The organism is Pseudomonas sp. F(2018) (assembly GCF_005508865.1).
Classification (GTDB): domain Bacteria; phylum Pseudomonadota; class Gammaproteobacteria; order Pseudomonadales; family Pseudomonadaceae; genus Aquipseudomonas.
On record NZ_SCOM01000001.1, the window covers coordinates 1200436 to 1220916 of the forward strand.

19 protein-coding genes are annotated in these 20481 nt (G+C 65.5%); 8 read left to right on the top strand and 11 right to left on the bottom strand.

Annotated features, from left to right (window positions below; all coding sequences use genetic code 11):
- Positions 1–63: 63 nt before the first annotated feature.
- On the bottom strand, positions 64–1023 hold the full coding sequence (locus FFS62_RS05795) for a MoxR family ATPase (protein WP_137971839.1): 960 nt from the start codon (positions 1021–1023) through the stop codon (positions 64–66).
- A gap of 134 nt (positions 1024–1157) precedes the next feature.
- Positions 1158–2012: a DUF1353 domain-containing protein gene (locus FFS62_RS05800; RefSeq protein WP_137971840.1), complete on the bottom strand. Its 855-nt coding sequence runs from the start codon at positions 2010–2012 to the stop codon at positions 1158–1160.
- 226 nt (positions 2013–2238) lie between these two features.
- Here FFS62_RS05800 and FFS62_RS05805 point away from each other — a divergent pair, with 226 nt between their 5' ends.
- From FFS62_RS05805 to FFS62_RS05825, 5 genes are all read left to right on the top strand, one after another.
- Positions 2239–7101: an NAD-glutamate dehydrogenase gene (locus tag FFS62_RS05805; RefSeq protein ID WP_137971841.1), complete on the top strand. Its 4863-nt coding sequence runs from the start codon at positions 2239–2241 to the stop codon at positions 7099–7101.
- Between the two features lie 156 nt (positions 7102–7257).
- A complete protein-coding gene (locus FFS62_RS05810; protein WP_137971842.1) occupies positions 7258–7980 on the top strand; it encodes a type 1 glutamine amidotransferase in 723 nt (240 codons plus the stop codon).
- A gap of 351 nt (positions 7981–8331) precedes the next feature.
- Positions 8332–9741 (top strand): circularly permuted type 2 ATP-grasp protein, encoded by a 1410-nt coding sequence (locus FFS62_RS05815; protein WP_137971843.1) that lies wholly within the window; start codon positions 8332–8334, stop codon positions 9739–9741.
- A 2-nt stretch (positions 9742–9743) separates the two neighbouring features.
- Positions 9744–10694: an alpha-E domain-containing protein gene (locus FFS62_RS05820; RefSeq protein WP_137971844.1), complete on the top strand. Its 951-nt coding sequence runs from the start codon at positions 9744–9746 to the stop codon at positions 10692–10694.
- Positions 10691–11491: a transglutaminase family protein gene (locus tag FFS62_RS05825; RefSeq protein ID WP_137971845.1), complete on the top strand. Its 801-nt coding sequence runs from the start codon at positions 10691–10693 to the stop codon at positions 11489–11491. Before FFS62_RS05820 ends, FFS62_RS05825 begins: the two co-directional genes overlap by 4 nt.
- A gap of 31 nt (positions 11492–11522) precedes the next feature.
- On the opposite strand, the gene FFS62_RS05830 is transcribed toward FFS62_RS05825, so the two are convergent.
- Positions 11523–11933: a hypothetical protein gene (locus FFS62_RS05830; protein WP_137971846.1), complete on the bottom strand. Its 411-nt coding sequence runs from the start codon at positions 11931–11933 to the stop codon at positions 11523–11525.
- Positions 11934–12269: 336 nt separating this feature from the next.
- Complete coding sequence (locus tag FFS62_RS05835) at positions 12270–13376, bottom strand: DUF2855 family protein (RefSeq protein ID WP_137971847.1); 1107 nt, start codon at positions 13374–13376, stop codon at positions 12270–12272.
- Positions 13377–13449: 73 nt separating this feature from the next.
- Between FFS62_RS05835 and FFS62_RS05840 the strand changes: the two genes are divergently transcribed.
- Positions 13450–14097, top strand: a complete 648-nt coding sequence (locus FFS62_RS05840; protein WP_137971848.1) for a TetR/AcrR family transcriptional regulator — start codon at positions 13450–13452, stop codon at positions 14095–14097.
- A gap of 58 nt (positions 14098–14155) precedes the next feature.
- Here FFS62_RS05840 and FFS62_RS05845 read toward each other — a convergent pair whose 3' ends face one another.
- Together FFS62_RS05845 and FFS62_RS05855 are read right to left on the bottom strand one after the other, a co-directional pair.
- Complete coding sequence (locus FFS62_RS05845; RefSeq protein WP_137971849.1) at positions 14156–14314, bottom strand: DUF2986 domain-containing protein; 159 nt, start codon at positions 14312–14314, stop codon at positions 14156–14158.
- 349 nt (positions 14315–14663) lie between these two features.
- Positions 14664–14972 (bottom strand): NIPSNAP family protein, encoded by a 309-nt coding sequence (locus FFS62_RS05855; protein ID WP_043311201.1) that lies wholly within the window; start codon positions 14970–14972, stop codon positions 14664–14666.
- A 330-nt stretch (positions 14973–15302) separates the two neighbouring features.
- Between FFS62_RS05855 and FFS62_RS05860 the strand changes: the two genes are divergently transcribed.
- On the top strand, positions 15303–16067 hold the full coding sequence (locus FFS62_RS05860) for a hypothetical protein (protein ID WP_137971850.1): 765 nt from the start codon (positions 15303–15305) through the stop codon (positions 16065–16067).
- Positions 16030–16725: an SOS response-associated peptidase gene (locus FFS62_RS05865; protein ID WP_137971851.1), complete on the top strand. Its 696-nt coding sequence runs from the start codon at positions 16030–16032 to the stop codon at positions 16723–16725. Before FFS62_RS05860 ends, FFS62_RS05865 begins: the two co-directional genes overlap by 38 nt.
- Positions 16726–17021: 296 nt before the next feature.
- Here the strand turns inward: FFS62_RS05865 and FFS62_RS05870 are convergent, their stop codons facing one another.
- The 5 genes from FFS62_RS05870 to FFS62_RS05890 form a co-directional block, all read right to left on the bottom strand.
- Positions 17022–17804 carry a hypothetical protein gene (locus tag FFS62_RS05870; protein WP_178084348.1) on the bottom strand — a complete coding sequence of 261 codons (783 nt, stop codon included), beginning with the start codon at positions 17802–17804 and terminating at the stop codon, positions 17022–17024.
- Positions 17743–17967 carry a Com family DNA-binding transcriptional regulator gene (locus FFS62_RS05875; protein ID WP_137971852.1) on the bottom strand — a complete coding sequence of 75 codons (225 nt, stop codon included), beginning with the start codon at positions 17965–17967 and terminating at the stop codon, positions 17743–17745. Before FFS62_RS05875 ends, FFS62_RS05870 begins: the two co-directional genes overlap by 62 nt.
- A gap of 135 nt (positions 17968–18102) precedes the next feature.
- Complete coding sequence (locus tag FFS62_RS05880) at positions 18103–18558, bottom strand: DUF1353 domain-containing protein (RefSeq protein ID WP_137971853.1); 456 nt, start codon at positions 18556–18558, stop codon at positions 18103–18105.
- Positions 18558–19055, bottom strand: a complete 498-nt coding sequence (locus FFS62_RS05885; RefSeq protein WP_137971854.1) for a DUF4376 domain-containing protein — start codon at positions 19053–19055, stop codon at positions 18558–18560. The genes FFS62_RS05880 and FFS62_RS05885 overlap by 1 nt, the downstream gene beginning before the upstream one ends.
- Positions 19055–20479 carry a phage tail protein gene (locus FFS62_RS05890; RefSeq protein ID WP_137971855.1) on the bottom strand — a complete coding sequence of 475 codons (1425 nt, stop codon included), beginning with the start codon at positions 20477–20479 and terminating at the stop codon, positions 19055–19057. The genes FFS62_RS05885 and FFS62_RS05890 overlap by 1 nt, the downstream gene beginning before the upstream one ends.
- Positions 20480–20481 lie beyond the last annotated feature (2 nt).

A 20481-nucleotide genomic window follows, 5' to 3' on the forward strand; every position in this document is an offset into this window, starting at 1 on the left:
GCAATCCGGGGGCAAGGTGCGGGCAACCCCGGATTGCATCCGGGCTACGGCTTGCGGCTGCACTCAGGCCACCGCCACCACGTCGAGGATGCGCTGCACCACGCGGTCCTGGTCGATGCCGGCGGCTTCCGCCTCGAACGACAGGATGATGCGGTGGCGCAGCACGTCGAACAGCACCGCCTGGATGTCCTCGGGGCTGACGAAGTCGCGGCCGGCCAGCCAGGCATGGGCGCGGGCGCAGCGATCGAGGGCGATGGAGCCGCGCGGGCTGGCGCCGTAGGCGATCCACTCGGCCAGTTCGGCGTCGTGCTTGGCCGGGGTGCGGGTGGCCATCACCAGCTGTACCAGGTATTCCTCCACGGCATCGGCCATGTATAGGCCGAGGATCTCCTGGCGCGCGGCGAAAATCGCCTGCTGGCTGACCCGGTGCTCCGGCTTGGCCTCGCCGTTCAGCGCATCGCCGCGAGCCTGGGCGAGGATCTTGCGTTCCACGCTGGCGTCGGGGAAGCCGATCTTCACGTGCATCAGGAAGCGGTCGAGCTGGGCCTCGGGCAGCGGGTAGGTACCTTCCTGCTCGATGGGGTTCTGGGTGGCCATGACCAGGAACAGCGGCGACAGGTCATAGGTACTGCGGCCAATGGAGACCTGGCGCTCGGCCATGGCCTCCAGCAGCGCCGACTGCACCTTGGCCGGGGCGCGGTTGATCTCGTCCGCCAGCACCAGGTTGTGGAAGATCGGCCCCTGCTGGAACACGAAGCTGCCGGTTTCCGGACGGTAGATCTCGGTGCCGGTGATGTCGGCCGGGAGCAGGTCGGGGGTGAACTGGATGCGGTGGAACTCGGCCTCGATGCCTTCCGCCAGTTCCTTGATGGCCTTGGTCTTGGCCAGGCCCGGGGCTCCTTCCACCAGCAGGTGGCCGTCGGCGAGCAGGGCGATCAGCAGGCGCTCGATGAGCTTTTCCTGGCCGAGGATCTGGGTAGCGAGAAATTGCCGCAGCGCGACAAGCGCCTCACGATGTTCCATCGAGAATCTTCCTGGAAAGGGACTGACGGGTTGCCGAACTCACCCGATCGGGGTGCTAACTCTACTGCATCGGCGGGGGCGCTTGCATGCTCCTGGAACTGCTCTGCCGACCAGTTCCGCTTGCCGGGTATGGCTCAAGCGGGCTGCTGCTCCTCGACCCGCTCCACAGCCTTGGGCCGGCCCAGGCCGGGCAGGGCGCTGGTGCAGCGCAGGGTGCTGTTCTGCGGGCGCGGGCCACGCACATCCGGCGCGCCGAGCAGGCGTACCGCGAGGTAATAGGAGAAGGCCGGCAGCCAGAGCATGCCGGCCTCGCGCAGCATGCGGAAGAACAGCAGGTCGGCCTCGTGCTTGGCCACTGGCGCGGCGTTCAGGTACTGGTACAGCGCGTCGTGCACCAGACTCGCCGGATGGGTCAGCGGCCAGAACACGTCGGCCTCGCAGAGCTCGCCGCCATGCAGGTGCAGCACCCGGTGCGGCTTCTCCCACCAGTCCGGCACGCCGATGATCGCCAGCCAGTAGAACGGCACCTTGGGCGTGCAGCCGTCCCAGGCGTAGGTGCTCGGCCGGGCGAAGTCGTAGTGAACTTCCTGGCGCTGGGCGTCCAGGGTCGAGTGCCCCGGATTGACGATCAGCAGACCGTCGTGGATCACCAGCCACTCGCCATAGAAGTAGCGCCCGGCGAACTCCGGGCAGTGGCGCAGGTAGGGCTGGTCGATGTAGTTGAGCCAGGGCCCGCAGTGGTCGCGGCTGGCAAAACCCCACTTCTCCTCGGCCGCAGCCAGGGCCAGGGCGGCGCGGCGCAGGCGTTCGCGACGGCCGATCCAGCGCGGCAGCAGCACGCCGAGGTAGACCGGCACCCCGGCCCACAGCAGCGGCTGGATCAGGCTCGGCCGCAACCACGCCGCCAGGCCGAGCAGGGCCAGGCCGACGGCGGTGATCAGCAGGTTGCCGAAATGGAGGAGCAGATGGCGACGGAGTGGGGACTGCATGGTTTCCCTGCCGGACTACGTGGAGTCGCACCTTAGCAGCGGGGCGGCTGCAAGGCGATGAACGAATATGTCGCGCCGCCGCAATCCAGCTGCCATGGGCTGTCGCTAAGCTTGCCGTGACCTGATGGTCGGCGTGCGCCTGCCGAGTCCAGCCTATCGCCTAGACTGCTTGGAAACCCAGGCGTCGCGCGCCCAACTCGAATAACAAGTCCAGTGGAGCATCAACATGGCGTTCTTCACCGCGGCCAGCAAAGCCGACTTCCAGCACCAACTGCAAGCGGCCCTGGCGCAGCACGTCAGCGACAAGGCGCTGCCACAAGTGGCCCTGTTCGCCGAGCAATTCTTCGGCATCGTCTCCCTCGACGAACTGACCCAGCGCCGTCTCACCGACCTGGCCGGCAGCACGCTGTCCTCCTGGCGCCTGCTCGAACGCTTCGACGTCGCCAAGCCGGTGGTGCGCGTCTACAACCCGGACTACGAGAAGCATGGCTGGCAGTCCACCCACACCGCGGTGGAAGTGCTGCACGCCGACCTGCCGTTCCTGGTCGACTCGGTGCGCATGGAGCTGAATCGCCGCGGCTACAGCATCCACACCCTGCAGAACAGCGTGTTCAGCGTGAAGCGCAAGAAGAGCGGCGAGCTGCAGGAGCTGCTGAGCAAGGGCAGCAGCGGCAAGGACGTGCAGCACGAAGCGCTGATGTACCTGGAGATCGACCGCTGCGCCAATGTCGGCGAGCTGCGTGCCCTGGAGAAGGGCATTCAGGAAGTGCTGGAAGAGGTACGCCTGGCCGTGGCCGACTTCCAGCCGATGAAGGCCCGCGCCGAGCAGCTGCTGGCCTGGCTGGACAAGGCCAAGCTCAAGGTCGACGGCGCCGAGCTGGCGGAAGTGAAGACCTTCCTCACCTGGCTGCTGGACAACCACTTCACCTTCCTCGGCTACGAGGAATTCACCGTGGTCGACGAGAAGGACGGCGGCCATCTGGTATACGACGAGGCCTCGCTGCTGGGCCTGTCCAAGCGCCTGCGCAGCGGGCTGAAAAAGGACGAGCTGCACATCGAGAAGGAGGCCCTGGATTACCTGCGCCAGCCGGTGCTGCTGTCCTTCGCCAAGGCCGCCACGCCGAGCCGCGTGCACCGCCCGGCCTACCCGGACTTCGTCTCCATCCGCGAGCTGGATGCCAAGGGCAAGGTGGTCAAGGAGTGCCGCTTCATGGGCCTGTACACCTCGTCCGTGTACGCCGAGAGCGTCAGCCGCATCCCCTATATCCGTCGCAAGGTGGCGGAGATCTCCGAGCGCTCCGGCTTCGACCGCAAGGCCCACCTGGGCAAGGAGCTGGAGCAGGTGCTGGAAGTGCTGCCGCGCGACGACCTGTTCCAGACCCCGGTGGACGAGCTGTTCAACACCGCCATCGCCATCGTGCAGATCCAGGAGCGCAACAAGCTGCGCCTGTTCATCCGCCGCGATCCCTATGGCCGCTTCGCCTACTGCCTGGCCTATGTGCCGCGCGACGTGTACTCCACCGAGACGCGCCTGAAGATCCAGCAGATCCTCATGGAGCGCCTGGGCGCCAGCGACTGCGAGTTCTGGACCTACTTCTCCGAATCCGTGCTGGCGCGGGTGCAGTTCATCCTCAAGGTCGACCCGAAGAACCGCGTACAGATCGACCCGGCGCGCATCGAGAAGGAAGTCATCCAGGCCTGCCGTTCGTGGAAGGACGACTACGCCAGCCTGATCATCGAGAGCTCCGGCGAGGCCCAGGGCACCCAGGTGCTGGCCGACTTCCCGAAAGGCTTCCCGGCCGGCTACACCGAGCGCTTCGCCCCGCACTCGGCGGTGGTGGACATGCAGCACCTGCTCAGCCTGTCCGACGAGCGCCAGCTGGTGATGAGCTTCTACCAGCCGCTGGCCCAGGGCGACCAGGAGCTGCACTGCAAGCTGTACCACGCCGACACGCCGCTGCCGCTGTCCGACGTGCTGCCGATCCTGGAGAACCTCGGCCTGCGCGTGCTCGGCGAGTTTCCCTACAAGCTGCGCCGCGCCGATGGCCGCGAGTACTGGATTCATGACTTCGCCTTCACCACCGCCGAAGGGGTGAGCGTCGATATCCAGCAGCTCAACGAGACCCTGCAGGACGCCTTCGTGCAGATAGTCGGTGGCGCCGCCGAGAACGACGGCTTCAACCGCCTGGTACTGACCGCCGCCATGCCCTGGCGCGACGTGGCGCTGCTGCGCGCCTACGCCCGCTACCTCAAGCAGATCCGCCTGGGCTTCGACCTCGGCTATATCGCGTCGACTTTGGTGAATCATGCCGATATCGCCAAGGAGCTGGTGCGCCTGTTCCGCACCCGTTTCTACCTGGCACGCAAGCTGTCCGCCGAGGACCTGGAGGACAAGCAGCAGAAGCTGGAACAGGCCATCCTCGCCGCGCTGGACAACGTCGCGGTGCTCAACGAGGACCGCATCCTGCGGCGCTACCTGGACCTGATCAAGGCCACCCTGCGCACCAACTTCTTCCAGAACGGTGCCGACGGTCAGCCCAAGCACTACTTCAGCTTCAAGCTCAACCCGCGGGCGATTCCGGAGATTCCGCGGCCGGTGCCCAAGTTCGAGATCTTCGTCTACTGCCCGCGCGTCGAGGGCGTGCACCTGCGCTTCGGCGACGTGGCCCGCGGTGGCCTGCGCTGGTCCGACCGCGAGGAAGACTTCCGCACCGAGGTGCTGGGCCTGGTCAAGGCGCAGCAGGTGAAGAACGCGGTGATCGTGCCGATGGGCGCCAAGGGCGGCTTTATTCCGCGCCGGCTGCCGGTGGGCGGCAACCGCGACGAGGTGCTGGCCGAGGGCATCGCCTGCTACCGCATCTTCATCAGCGGCCTGCTCGACATCACCGACAACCTCAAGGAAGGCAAGGTGGTGCCGCCGGAGAACGTGGTGCGCCACGACCCGGATGACCCCTACCTGGTGGTGGCGGCGGACAAGGGCACCGCGACCTTCTCTGACATCGCCAACGGCATCGCTATCGACTACGGCTTCTGGCTCGGCGACGCCTTCGCCTCCGGTGGCTCGGCCGGCTACGACCACAAGGGCATGGGTATCACCGCCAAGGGCGGCTGGGTCTCGGTGCAGCGCCATTTCCGCGAGCGCGGCATCGACGTGCAGAAGGACCCGACCACGGTGATCGGCATCGGTGACATGGCCGGCGACGTGTTCGGCAACGGCCTGCTGCTGTCAGACCAGCTGCAGATGGTGGCGGCGTTCAACCACCAGCACATCTTCATCGACCCCAACCCGGATGCGGCCAAGAGCTTTGTCGAGCGCCAGCGCATGTTCGCCCTGCCGCGCTCGAGCTGGGCCGACTACGACACCAAGCTGATCTCCGAAGGCGGCGGCATTTTCTTGCGCAGCGCCAAGAGCATCGCCATCACCCCGCAGATGAAGCAACGCTTCGACATCCAGGCCGACAAGCTGGCGCCCACCGAGCTGATCAACGCGCTGCTCAAGGCTCCGGTCGACCTGCTGTGGAACGGCGGCATCGGCACCTACGTGAAGTCCAGTCGCGAGACCCACGCCGACGTCGGCGACAAGGCCAACGACGGCCTGCGGGTCAATGGCAATGAGCTGCGCGCCAAGGTGGTGGGCGAGGGCGGCAACCTCGGCATGACCCAGCTCGGCCGCGTCGAGTACGGCCTCAACGGCGGCGCCAGTAACACCGACTTCATCGACAACGCCGGCGGGGTGGACTGCTCCGACCACGAGGTGAACATCAAGATCCTGCTCGGCGAGATCGTCGCCGCCGGTGACATGACCGGCAAGCAGCGCAACAAGCTGCTGGCCGAGATGACCGACGCGGTCGGCAACCTGGTGCTGGGCAACAACTACAAGCAGACCCAGGCCCTGTCCCTGGCCCAGCGCCGCGCCCGCGAGCGCCTGGCCGAGTACAAGCGCCTGATGGCCGCGCTGGAGGCCGCCGGCAAGCTGGACCGCGCCCTGGAGTTCCTGCCTACCGACGACGAGCTCAACGAGCGCGCCGCCAATGGCCGCGGCCTGACCCGGCCGGAGCTGTCGGTGCTGATCTCCTACAGCAAGATCGACCTCAAGGAAGCGCTGCTCAAATCCCTGGTGCCGGACGACGACTACCTGGCCCGCGAGATGGAAACCGCCTTCCCGGCGCAGCTGACCAAGAAGTTCGGCGAGGCCATGCGTCGCCATCGCCTGAAGCGCGAGATCGTCAGCACCCAGATCGCCAACGACCTGGTCAACCACATGGGCATCACCTTCGTGCAGCGCCTGAAGGAGTCCACCGGCATGAGCGCGGCCAACGTCGCCGGCGCCTACGTCATCGTGCGCGACGTGTTCCGCCTGCCGCACTGGTGGAAGCAGATCGAGGCGCTGGACTACAAGGTGCCGGCCGAGCTGCAGCTGCAGCTGATGGACGAGCTGATGCGCCTGGGGCGTCGCGCCACCCGCTGGTTCCTGCGCAGCCGCCGCGAGGACCTGGACGCCGCCCGCGATGTCGGCCACTTCGCCCCGCGCGTGGCCGAGCTGGCCGGGCGCCTGGACGAACTGCTCGAAGGCCCGGCTCGCGAGCAGTGGCTGGCGCGCTACCAGAGCTTCGTCGAGGCCGGCACGCCGGAGGAGCTGGCCCGCGTGGTCGCCGGCACCAGCCACCTGTACACCCTGCTGCCGATCATCGAGGCCGCCGACGTCACCGGCCAGCCGGCGGCGGACGTAGCCACCGCCTACTTCGCCACCGGCGGGGCGCTGGAACTGTCCTGGTACCTGCAGCAGATCACCAACCTGCCGGTGGAGAACAACTGGCAGGCCCTGGCCCGCGAGGCGTTCCGCGACGACCTGGACTGGCAGCAGCGGGCGATCACCATCGCCGTGCTGCAGATGGCCGACGGTCCGAAGGACATCGAGGAGCGGGTGAGCTTCTGGCTGGAGCAGCACAAGCCCCTGGTCCAACGCTGGCTGGCCATGCTCGCCGAGCTGCGCGCCGCCACCGGCACCGACTACGCCATGTACACCGTGGCCAGCCGCGAGCTGATGGACCTGGCGCAGAGCGACCAGCAGGGGGTGTGCATTCCCTGAGGCACCAGCCTCTTTGCGGAGGTGGGGAGAGGGCCGGCACTAGCCGGCCTTCTTCGCCTCGGTTAGCCTGCTCCAAACAATTAAGTTCGCCAGACAAGGATGGTCCCGCATATCGGCACGGGCCTTGCCTTGCCAAGCGGACAACGGAGAGTAGTCATGACCGACATCCTGATTCTGACCCACGTCGATTATTGTGCTCCGGGCCACCTCGCCACCGTTCTGGACGAGCAGGGCCTCGACTTCACGGTGCTGCGCACCGACCTCGACGAGCTCGACGGGTACGACCTGGATCGCCCCCGCGCGGTGGCGGTGATGGGCGGGCCAATGAGCGTCAACGACGACCTGCCCTGGATCGGGGCGGAAATCGCCGCGCTGCAGCACTTCATTCGCCGCGACATCCCCATCATCGGTCACTGCCTGGGCGGCCAGCTGATCGCCAAGGCGTTGGGCGCCGCCGTGCACCGCATGCCCTACACCGAGGTGGGCTGGCAGCCGCTGGTGCGGCGTGACAGTGGCAGCCCCTGGCTGGCGCACCTGCCCAAGGAATTCCCCGTCTACCAGTGGCACAGCGATACCTTCGAACTGCCGTCCGGTGCCGAGTGGTTGCTGTCCAGTCCCTGGTGTCCGAACCAGGCCTTCGCCTGGGGCGACAAGGTGCTGGCCCTGCAGGGGCATCCGGAAGTCACCGAGGGTCTGGTGCGCTGGTGGTTGCAGGACTGGGCGCACCTGCTCGACGAGACCCAGGCCAGCCAGCAGGGCAAGCGGCAGATGCTCGCCGACCTGCCGGCGCGCATCGCGTCGCTGAACAAGGTGGCCGAGGGCTTCTATCAGCACTGGCTGCGCCTGGCCTTCGGCGAGCCGGTGGCCCAGGCGGTCTGAGGCGGCATAAAAAAGGCCGCCTCGTGGGCGGCCAGGGAGCCAGTCGGCTAGGGGAGGCCGACTGAAGAGCAATGGGCAAGCTCGCCTGGCCTTGTGAGCCGAGCGAGCCGGGCTTGCGCCCGACGCTGCGCAGTCTGCCCGCGCGCCTGCCGCCACGGAAATCGAGTCTGCCTATACCGCTCATAGAAATGCTGCCATGCCGTGGGGCGTGGCCCGCCAGGGGGCGTACAAAGCGCCCCATGCTGGTGCGGTGCGCTTCGCTTCAATATTCAACTGATTGAAATCGTTGGATAAATTTCTGTGGCACGGCCCTTGCGATGACTCTCCTGTCCGGGTGACAAGGAGTACGGCATGGCCCGCACTTTCTACAATGAGATGTACGACGCGAGCGGCGCAGTCCGCCCGCACTATCGGGAGTTTGCCCGCTGGTTGGCGGATACCCCCGAGGAGCTCCTGGCTCAGCGCCGCCGCGAGGCCGACCTGCTGTTCCACCGCGCCGGTATCACCTTCACCCTCTACGGGGACGAGCAGGGCACCGAGCGCCTGATCCCCTTCGACACCGTTCCCCGCAGCATCCCCGCCAGCGAGTGGCGCATCGTCGAGTCCGGCTGCATCCAGCGGGTCAAGGCGCTGAACATGTTCCTCGCCGATATCTACCACGAGCAGCGCATCCTCAAGACCGGCATCATCCCGGCCGAGCAGGTACTGGCCAACGAGGGCTACCAGCTGGCGATGCAGGGCCTCGACCTGCACCGCGACATCTACGCCCACATCGCCGGGGTCGACCTGGTGCGCGACGGCGACGGCACCTACTACGTGCTGGAAGACAATCTGCGTACGCCGAGCGGCGTCAGCTACATGCTCGAAGACCGCAAGATGATGATGCGCCTGTTCCCCGAGCTGTTCTCCATGCAGCGCGTGGCGCCCATCGACCACTACCCGAGCCTGCTGCTGGATACGCTGAAGAGCTCCAGCCCGATCGACAGTCCCAGCGTGGTGGTACTCACCCCGGGCCGCTTCAACAGCGCCTACTTCGAGCACGCCTTCCTGGCCCGCGAGATGGGCGTGGAGCTGGTGGAGGGCGCCGACCTGTTCGTGCGTGACGACAGGGTATTCATGCGCACCACCTCCGGTCCGCAACCGGTGGACGTGATCTACCGCCGCCTGGACGACGCCTTCCTCGACCCGCTGGCCTTCAATCCGGACTCCATGCTCGGCGTGCCCGGCCTGCTGGCCGCCTACCGCAGCGGCAACCTGGTGCTGGCCAACGCGGTCGGCACCGGGGTGGCGGACGACAAGTCGATCTACCCCTACGTCGGCGAGATGATCCGCTTCTACCTAGACGAGGAGCCGATCCTCAAGAACGTGCCCACCTGGCAGTGCCGCAAGCCCGACGAGTTGTCCCACGTGCTGGCCAACCTGCCCGAGCTGGTGGTCAAGGAAACCCAGGGCTCCGGCGGCTACGGCATGCTGGTCGGCCCGGCCGCCACCCGCGCCGAGATCGAGGCCTTCCGCGAGCGCCTGAAAGCGCGGCCGGAAGCCTATATCGCCCAGCCCACCCTGAGCCTGTCGACCTGCCCGACCTTCGTCGAGAGCGGCATCGCCCCGCGCCATATCGACCTGCGCCCGTTCGTGCTGTCCGGCCGCGAGACCCGCCTGGTGCCCGGTGGCCTGACCCGCGTGGCGCTGCGCGAGGGCTCGCTGGTGGTCAACTCGTCCCAGGGTGGCGGCACCAAGGACACCTGGGTGGTGGAGGACTGAGCATGCTGAGTAGAACTGCCTCCGACCTGTACTGGATGTCGCGCTACCTGGAGCGTGCCGAGAACCTCGCGCGCATGCTCGACGTCAGCTATTCGCTGTCGCTGATGCCGCAGGACGGCCGTGGCGACGGCCTCGACGAACTGGCCCTGCCGCTGCTGATCACCGGTACCCTGGACGACTACCTGAGCCGCCACGGGCAGATGCACGCCGAGCGCATGCTGCACTTCTTCGCCCTCGACGCGGAGAACCCGGCGAGCATCTATTGCTGCCTGCAGGGCGCACGGGCCAACGCCCACGCCGTACGCGGGCGGATCACCGCCGACATGTGGGAGAACATCAACGCCACCTGGCTGGAGATACGCGGCATCGCCGCCGAGGGCCTGGGGCGCTACGGCATCAGCCGCTTCTGCGAGTGGGTCAAGGAGCGCTCGCACCTGTTCCGCGGCGCCACCTTCGGCACCATCATGCGTGGCGAGGCCTACCGCTTCATCCGCCTGGGTACCTTTATCGAGCGCGCCGACAACACCCTGCGCCTGCTCGATGCGCGCTACGAGATGCTCGGCGAGGCCGCCGACGAGGTCAGCGACACCTCGGCCCGCGGCTACTACGAGTGGAGCGCGCTGCTGCGTGCGCTGTCGTCCTTCGAGGCCTTCACCGAGATCTACCGCGGCTCGCCGAGCACCCACAAGATCGCCGAACTGCTGCTGTTGCGCCCCGAGGTGCCGCGTTCGCTGCGCGCCTGCATGGAGGAGCTCAACCTGATGCTCGCCGGCCTGCCCGGCGACAACGGCCGCTCGGCCCAGCGCATGGCCGCCGAGCTGGACGCGCGCCTGCGCTACACCAGCATCGACGAGGTCCTCGACGAGGGCCTGCACACCTGGCTCACCGATTTCATCCTGCTCGTCCGTCAGTTGGGCAGCTCCATCCACACGTCCTATCTGGAGGTCGTATGAGACTCTCGATCCGCCACGACACCACCTACAACTACGACGACCAGGTGCGCGCGAGCATCCAGTACTTGCGCCTGACCCCGCAGGAGAGCGCGCGCCAGCGGGTGATCAGCTGGCAGCTCGACCTGCCGCGCCCGGTGCGCGCCCAGCGCGATCCCTACGGCAATATCCTGCATGTGCTGACCCTGGACGAGCCGCACGAGGCGCTGGTGATCGGCGCCCGTGGCCAGGTGGAGATCGACGAAAACTGCGAGTCCGAGCGCGACAGCCGCTCGGCCCTGCCGTATCTGCGCAGTACGCGCCTGACCCAGGCCGACGACGCCCTGCGCGAGTTCGCCCGGGCCAGCAGCGCCGGGCGCAACGACCGCGACGGCCTGGTCGACCTGATGCACGGCCTGCATGCGCAGATGCCCTACACGCCGGGCGCCACCCAGGTGGACAGCACGGCGGCCGAGGCTTTCGCCGGCCGCGCCGGAGTCTGCCAGGACCATACCCATGCCTTCCTGGCCTGTACCCGCAGCCTGGGGGTTCCGGCGCGCTATGTGTCGGGCTACCTGTACACCGAGGACAGCGGACATCTGGCCAGCCATGCCTGGGCCGAGGCCTGGCTGGGCGACGCCTGGTACAGCTTCGATGTGACCAACGAGCTGGCGCGGCCGGAGCGGCATCTGAAACTGGCGGTGGGGCTGGATTATCTGGATGCCTGCCCGGTGCGCGGGATGCGCCGGGGGGGTGGTGGCGAGCAGATGCATGCGCGGGTGAATGTGGCGGCGTTGATGCAGACGCAACAGCAGCAGTGAGGCGAGCGCCGCAGAGCCCGACCAGAGGCGACTAGGGGCTGACCAGCACGAAGGCCGCGGTGGCGCGGAACAGTCCGGCCGCCTGGTCCAGCATGCCCAGGCTCTTGTCGCGCCGCTCGGGCGGTTCCGATTGCAACTGGCCGTACAGCTGCTCGATCTGCCAGACCTCCTTGAGCTGGTCGGCCAGCTCCGTGGCTTTGGCCTCGCCGATCAGGTCACCGATGGCCTGGACCATATGGTCGGCATGGCTGAGCAGTTCCTGGCAGGTGCCATGCGGGTAGCTGCCCTGCTTCAGCGCAGCGCTGGTGGCCTCGATGGTCTGGGCGATGCCGCCGATAAATGCCGCCACCTGTTGCTTGCGGCCCTGGCGCGCGCTGGAAAGCGTGTCGCGCAGCTTGAACAGTACCGATCCCACCTCGAACAGCGACTCGACGATTCCCATTGGCCTGGCTCCTCTGTGCGTCCTGCATGGCGCAAGGGAAACGCTAGCCCGCGCCGCCGCGGGCAGCGGTTCATTTCGCGCTTAGCCAGGCCCTGCCCATAGCCAACCAACAGCACCGCAATGGCCGTGGATAGGCAGGGCGACCTCGAATATGTCGGGCGCTCGGATAGGTAGGGTGACCACGGATAGGTAGGGTGACCTCGGACAGGTAGGGTGCACTCGGACAGGTAGGGTGTACTCGCCGAAGGCAGTACACCAATCGCCGCTCCAGCCTCGCTCGACTTCGAGCCCCTTCCCGAAGCCGAGCTAAGCAGCGCCGCGTGCGTGGACTGCTGCTCAGTCCAGCACCACCGCATTGCCTGCCAGCGGGTCGATATCGCCGGCGATCAACGCCTCGGCCAGCTGTTGCGCAGCGGGCAGGCCGACATGCTGGTCCACCCGCATCCATGGCTTCTGCGCGTCGCCCACGCGGCGGATAAAGGCCAGCTGCGCCTCGTTGAACTTGCGGGTGACCTCGGCCGCACCCCAGTCGGCGTTGCGTTTCTTGATCTGGTAGGGCGCGAAGTAGGGCTGCGGCTGCGGGCCGGGCAACTGCAGGTCGGCGCCGCCGATATGCTCGTGGCTCTGCGCCGAGCCGGCATAGCAGTCGTGCACCAGGGTGCCGGCGAAGTGCCGGTGGATGCGTGCACGCAGCTCGCGGTTGCCGGAGAAGTCCACGTACAGGGTCGGCCGGCTCGGGTCCAGGCTTTCCAGCTGGCTGTAGTCCAGCGCGCTCTGGTAGCAGCCCAGCTGTTCGACGAACCCGGTGTTGCTCGCCGAGGTCAGGCCGACCAGCGCCACGCGCGGGTTGTCCTGAAGGCAGAAGGCGGTGCCGTAGGCGGTCTTGCTCGATGCGCTGGAGATCACCACCTGGCGCGCGCCGAAGAAGTCGTTGTCCTCGAGGAAGTCCGCCAGCATGAACGAGGTGATGAACAGCGGACGCAGCAGCATCTGGTAGTGCTCGTCGGCGGCGCGGTAGGCGGCGTCGGTGCTGGTGCGCTGGTACTGGTTGTACGCCGAGGTCAGCTCCAGGCGGTGGGCGGCGCCGTCGTAGAAGCCACGCTCGCTGACCCGCACCGGCTGCATGACCACATGGCTGGCGATCGGCCAGAAGCCGTAGAAGCGCTCGCCCTTGGCCAGCCCCTCGACGGTGGACTCGACCACCTCGGCAAAGCCCCAGGCCGGCATGTGGAACCACTCGCTGTCGCCGGTCGGGTAGAAGTCCCAGTAGCGCAGGTGCGGGGTCTCGCCGAAGGCCGCGTAGGTGATGTTGTTGGTGGTCAGCGCCAGGCGGCTGATGCGCAGCAGGGCCTCGCCCTCCCTGAGCGCCGGCAGCTCGCGGCTGTGGATGCGGGTCTGTTGCAGGTCGGCCTTGTTGTTCTGCAGCTGGCTGATTAGGGTCATCTGGGCACCTTGGCTCGTGAGTCGACGGGGAAATGACTGTAGCCTTTGCCCCTCAGCCCCGGGTTCGGATTCCATGACCAGCAAACCACCCGCCCAGCAACAGCGCGCCAAGCCGCTCAAGCGCCCGACCCAGGCGCGGGCCAAGGTCACCGTGCAGGCGATTTTCGACACCTATGTTCGGATTTGGCAGCGCGACGGCTGGCAGCGCCTGACCACCCGCGCCATCGCCCTGGAGGCGGGCGTGGCGGTGGGTACGCTGTACGACTATTTCCCCAGCAAGCACGCGCTGCACTCGGGCTATGTGCGGCACTGCATCGAGGCGCTGCTGGAGCGCATCGAGGCGCAGGCGGTGCAGCCCGCGGGGCTGAGCTGGCGCGAGCGTCTCGGCCGCCTGGTGCAGCTGCTGGCCGGCCTGGATGGCGAGCTGCCCTGGTTCCACCCGGACATGCTGGAGCTGGAGTCCCAGGTGGCGGAGCGCAAGCACCAGCGGCGCGCCTATGAGGACCTGCTCGGCGCCTGGCAACGGGTGCTGCAGGCCTCGGCCGATCTGCCGGTGCAACCGTCGGTGGCGACGCTGGAGGCGCTGCATCTGGCCGTCTGGGGTGGGCGGCGCTATGCGATGTTGGTGCAGTTGGAGCCGGAACGAATGACGGCTTGGGCGGGGGAGATGGAGCGCTTCTGTGCGCTTGCCATCGCTTCGGGGGCCGAGGCTGCAGGGTAGGGGGACAGCCGCGAAGCGTTGTCCACCGCTGGCTGATCCGCTGCTTTTCTTGGCGGGCTTAGCTCTCGGGAGTCGCAGACTCCGGAGCGGCTTCGGCAGCGAGCTTCAGGCGATCGGCTTTGCTGATGTACTTGTTCTTGCTTTTGGGGGCGAGCTTGGCGCTGGCCTTTTTGGCGTGGGCCTTCAGCAGTTGGTTGATTTTCTTACGGCGATTCATGGTTCAGCTCGGCTTTTGACATCATTGGCTTGAAGTATGGGACAGATTGAGGCGTGGCCGTTTTTCGTGTTGATGGAAGCATTGGTTCCGCCCTGCTGGGCGGGTCACTTTTTCCAGTCGCGGAAAAAGTAACCAAAAACGCTTGCCCCGCCATCCGGCCCTGCGCTTCGCTCCGGGTTCGTTCCCTCCATCATTGCTCCGAGGGTCGGCTTACAAGGGCCATCCATGGCCCTTTAAGCCTTTCGCCGCATCCATGCGGCTCACCCCTCTGCGCAACGATTCCGCTCACCCTTCTGAAGGGGCGTTCGTGTTGCCTGATAGTTTTTCGTGGGTGGCGCTTTGCTAGACCTCAGGCGGTGAAAACCGGCCGGAAGAAGGAGCGCTCGTAGCTGATGATGCATTGGGTATCAGCCGCATATTTGAACGCGGCAATGCACTCCGGATCTGCAGCCGACTTGATCCGATACTGCTCGTACTCGGCAAGGCTGGGGAAGGTGAACATGGCGAGGCCGACGTTGTTGGCCCCTTCCGATGGCAGAAAATAGCCATGGTGCTGGCCGCCGAATTTCTCCACCAGCGGTATCCACAGCTTTCCGTAGTGCTCGAATTCTTTGAGTTTCTGCGGGTCGAGGATGTATCTGAGGTAGCAGGTAACCACTTGAATCTCCTTGTTTGTGGATGACGCCGTGAACCAGTCGGCCAATGCCAACTGAGCCGAGAGCAGCAGTCGTGTCATCGATGAAAGCTGGCCCGCCAAAATAGCGATTAGACACGTGTAAGCGCGCGGCGGATTTGGCATCTCATTGTGGGATGTTTGGCATATCCAGCACGCCGAAATTCGCGCCAGAATTGACATCACACCCGCGCAAATTTGCATGCCCTTTGGCATCTCAGTGCCCTCTACCAATCTGCGACCTCTCGTCGGCCAGAATCGCGGCACCCAGCATCTGCCTTTACTGTTCGCCCATACAGTACTTTACGGCAGACGATGAACAAGCTATCCGCACCACCCTCAGGCCTTCAGGCATGGTGGAAGTCTCTGAATAATCACCGGGTCTGGGGCCGCAACCCCGAGGCGGAGTACCAGAGCCTGCGCGCTCAGCTGGTAGCAATGTCCCAGCGCGGAATGGTCGATGAGGCCGACTTCCTGGAGATGAATGATCTCCTCATAGCAGCGCGGGATTGGGCCCTTGAGCTGCGCGCGGTCACCTGGTGGGACGCGGGGCGCGTCCTCGATGTTGTGCCGCTGGATGGAGGCGAGCGCCTCGGCTACATCAAGCATGGCAACTACCACCCACACAAGCCGAACCCCAACTGCTACGGCCTGAACATCGGCCAGATATGGTTCGAAGCTGATGGGCGTTTATGGGTGCGGCAGTTGGGCCTCAAGAATGATGACGCGGAGATCATCGGGCGGCTCTACCTTCACCAAAGCGGCCGCCAATATCACCTTGTGCAACAGGGCCGGCTGCGTGAAGGGAGGTTCCTGCCAGCTCTCACCGACGCCGACGCATACAGCGTGGCAGCAGCCATGTACCAAGTCGCTAGAGAAAACGGTGACCAGAGGCTGGCCACTAAACTTGAGCAAAGGCTGGATAACAGTCGGGTCGATAGATGTCCGAGCTGTAAAGGTGCGTTCGATGCGCAGGAAGACTGCACTACCTGCCTAGGCAGTGGCGTCGTGGACCAGGTAGATCACGTCGGGGGGATCAGCGATGTGTGGAAGGATTGCTCAGTACAGCGGCATCCGTGAATTCGTCGATGCGCTCAGCGGCTTGCCGCAGCGCGAACAGTTCCGTCTACCGCTGGAGGCTCTACAGCATTACAACATCGCTCCTACGGGACAGGTAGCGACCTTGCATCTCGCGGAAGGCACCCTGCTGGCCGATCTGCTGCCGTGGGGCTGGAAACCGCACTGGGCAACACGCCAGCCGAACCAGAACGCCAGGGTGGAAAGCGTTGCTACGCTCGCCTTCTGGCGCAACGCTTGGCCGCACCGAGCGATTATCCCTATCGACGGTTGGTACGAGTGGGTTGATGAGGGCGGGCCGAAGAAGCAGCCCTATTTCATTCGCCGCCGTGATGGCAGGCCGACGCTCTGTGCAACCATCGGCAATTTCCCAGGGCTGGACGGCGATGCACCCCCCAACCCTGGAACAGCTTGCATCACAGCCGATGCACTGGGCGGCATGCTCGATGTCCATGACCGGCGCCCCATAACTCTGGCGCCGGAATTGGCCTGGGAGTGGCTCGACCATGCAACACCTAAGGAGCGCGCCGAGCAAATGGTGCTGCACCAGGGCGAGCCGGCCGACGAATTCGAGTGGTACAAGGTGGGCCTGGCGGTCGGCAACTCTCGCAACCAGGGCTCACAGCTGATCCAGCCGCTAGCCCCTCTAGGCCATGCCTGACCTAACGAATCTCTGACGCGAGGGAGTAGAGCTGAGCGGCCCTGTCCCGCTCCGCCTGAGACTGGGGCGGAAGGTGGCCATTCAGTACCGCTCCCGTAAGGGCCATGATGTCCATTCGGCAGTTGGCTTTCGCAACGCTATCCCGAATGGATACCAAGGGGTTCATGGACTGAAGCTCGGCCAACATGGCCTCCGCTTGCTGGATGGCTTCGCTGGCTGTAGTCGGTTCGGACATTGATCTATCTCCGCCGAGGGGTTGTTGATCCCGGCGGAGATAGCATGGCGTCACGACAGGCTTAGACGGTAGTTACTCCCGGTCGGCTCTGCCGCAGCCTGCGGCGATCAGGTAGCGGATGGCCGGGCTTCGGGAACGGTAGCGGCGTCTTCTTAAAGCGCGAAAGCCAACCCTGCTTGATCAGGTAGATGTAGCGGAACTGCAGCAGGCTGCGGCGCGTGGCCCGGTCCAGGTTGTCCCGCAGATATTGGCCACGGCCGCCACCCTTCCGCCCTGTCGTCAGCAGCATCTCGTGGTAGGTCTCGCCGTCCAGCTCGTAGAAGCTCGTCTTGTGATGCCCCAGGTAGAGGAAGTTCGCCGCCTGGTAGACCACGCCCCAGCCCCCGCAGCGCTCGTCTGCGAAGGACTGCACCCAAGCAACACGCGGGCAGGCCCGTTTGATGAACTTGAAGGCATACGACAGAGCGCGGCTCTCGCTATTGCGCGGGGCTATGTCGTCGAACCACATGCGGTTAAGTTCCAGGTACTGATCCACCTCTGTGCCGGCGACGATCTTCTGTGCACCGGCCACGGGATTCAGGGCATAGCCGAACTGGAGAACCCCACGCATCACGCCGTCCACCCAGCAGCCCAGGTGGACGTACGAGTTGGCGACGATGCGGCGGGAGTAGTGGTTGGCCAAAATGATGCGATTCGCCTCGGCGCGGGGTATGAGCGCCACATAAAAGGCGCGGCAGCCGAAGCCCGCCAGCGCCTGTTCCCCGTTGAAGTAGCCGACCAGGTCAGTGGACGGTGCGCTGTAGTTGCCCGGCTGGGCCGGGTGATGGTCTTTCTTTGTTGCCATGAGCAGCCTCGAAGCGAGGCGCTCTGTGGCGCTCAGGGTTCGGGCAGCTCGTGGCTGTCTGGTGGTGTAGTGTCCGGCAGCGCGGGCACTTGATCTGTAGGGTGTAGCAACCGCTTGCGCGGCCCAACAGGCGGTCACAGCCGCCACAACGTATGTCAAACATCCTGCAAAATTGCCTTCTTTCGGTTAGGCTCCCCGGCGCTCGCGCGAGCGGGAGGGCCTTGGCTGGCTTGCAGGTACAGTCTGCGGGCTGGTGGCGGTGTTGAGTGTTCCCGCACTCACCATCGCCGCCCTCTTTTTACTTACGGTTGTAGCGCCAGTGGCCGCCGAGGCGGACGCCGGCCCACATGAGCCAGGCTCGCCAGCGGGCCAGGCCGCTAGCACGCAAGGCATTGAAGAACACTGCGTCGGCAACCTTCCGACTCAGCTCGGCGGTGGCGTACAGGCGGTCGTGGATCGTGGCGGCCGCATTGCCATAGCCGACCACGCTTGCATAGAGCGTTAAAGCTCCGTAGCCCAGTGAGCCGATGGCCGCTCCAGCCTCCGACCAGAACCACCCCACCAGCAGGCCCAGAGCCAGCAGCAGCCAGGCGATGGTTCGCAGAGGCTTGACGCTGGCGAAGTCCGTGTTGAAGCCGGCAGGAACTTGCACCAGGCCGTAGTCCGGGTCTTCGAATAGGAAGCCTGAAAGCAGCTCGGCGCGCTCGCCTTGGATAGGTAGCTGCGCTTTCAGCGGTAAAGGGAAGCGATCCATCACTGCCACCACTTGTCGTCAGTGAAGTCGGACGGGATCGACTCCATGTCCTTGAGTTGGCGCCCTGCATAGATCAGCGCCTGCTTACGCACGGCCGCTACCTTGCCGAACGCCACCACGGTTGGGGCGTCCATAAGCACCATACTGTTATCGCTGGCGATCCAGGCGAAGTCCTGGTCAGGGTTGGACCAACGAAGGTCACCCGGTTGAGCTCCACCCACGATGGCCATAAAGCCCAGCTGCGCCGCCCCTGCGATGTTTTCGCGGTCCGTGCCTCTGGACTGGTATTGGACACCCTGAAACTCAACACCGGCATCGATCCGACGGTCCCGCTCGGCGTCTACGTCAGCGCTGGTTGGCAGCTTGACCGGGTTGAGGTGCGCCTGGATCTCGGCCTCGGACATAACCACCAGGTGGCCGGGAATAAACTCATCTTGGGAGCCGTCGGCCTCGTAAGCGAAGACGGTTCCGCTATCAGGGTCACGATAAAATTTCATTAGCGCAGCTCCGCCCAATTCAAGTTGACCGCAGACGAAAGAGTTACGGAATAGGTAGCCCCGTTAGGCACAACGAATGCGGCGTGGAAGGCACTAGTGTTGAGAGTGACCCCTTGGCAAACCGCTGAAATATTCCCGGACTGGATCGAGACATGCACGAGGATCGGACGGCCAGTGGTGTTGGTGTAGGTGGTGCCCGAGACACGGCTCGCGTTCATGTGCTGCCAAGACTGGACGTCACCCAAGCCGCGCGGGCGGGCCTCCAGCGCAGCTACCCGAGCAACCAGGGCGGCGTAGTCGGTGGCCAGCTGTGCAGCATCCGCACTGCCGGGGTTGGTAACAGCACCGTGCAGCTTGATGATCCAGCAGCCGGTCACGTTGAGCGGGCGGGTTTCCGCGCCGCCCTTATCGTAGGTTGCGTAAAGCCCTCCAGCATCACCGCCACCGCCAACCTGATTGGTAAAGGCGATCTTGGTAGTAACCGCGCCGGACGCAGCGTTTACCGAGTGGTTGTGCGCCTTGAACTCGTCGAGCTGGATGGCACCAGAAACGCCGGCAGATAGCGCGCCGTCGCCTCGCTGGAACACAGCGCCAAGCGACCCGGCGGCCTTGCCGTTGTAGTCCGGCAGGCGGAAGGTCGTAGCGCCATCACCGACGGTGTACTTGCCACGTTCGGCAGGCGTACCTGTCCAGGTGGCTTCGGCCACAGTAGGAACGCTCCCCGCTTGAATACCCGCCCACGCATCGGGCCAGGTGGCGCGAGGCAGCGCCTGGCCATCAGCCGGTGCATAACCAGCAGGAATTGCGGTGCGGCTCGGCCACCACTGCACCGAGAACAACGGCACGCTCGAAGCGGACGCTCCGGCCTGAGTCAGCAAAACGGTGAGAATGGTGTCCTCGGCTGGCAGGCCACCGCTACCGCTCAAGTGTTCGACCGGGACCGAGCGGTAACTGCCGTGATCCACGCTCGGCCCGGTCACTCGGAAGCGGTGCGAAAGGGTTGGCTCGAACCGCTCCTGAAAGGTGACGGTGTCGCCGCTGCGCAGCAACGACAGGCTTTGGACGAAGCTCTCCTCCTCCGCGCTGGTCTCAGCGATGAATAGCGTGGTCGCGGCGCTGGGGGTAGCGTTATTCAGCGCAACGCTACCGGCACCAGGGTTGCCTGCTAAGGAACCACTCCAGGCCCATTGGCCAAAGTTGGCGGCAGCACCGCCGCGCAGACGCCGGATGGCGCGCAACAGCTGGTCGCTTTGTTCTTCGCTGGGCGCAAAGCCAGCAGCCGTGATCACGTTCACCAGCTCTTGGGTGACCTGGTTTGCCCAGGCCGCCGGATCGAGCGAGGCCTTGATGCCAAGAAGCGGGTTGCCGTCTGTGAACTTGCCGCCCTGCAGGGAAACGCCGGGGACCGAATGTGGCCAATCCATAA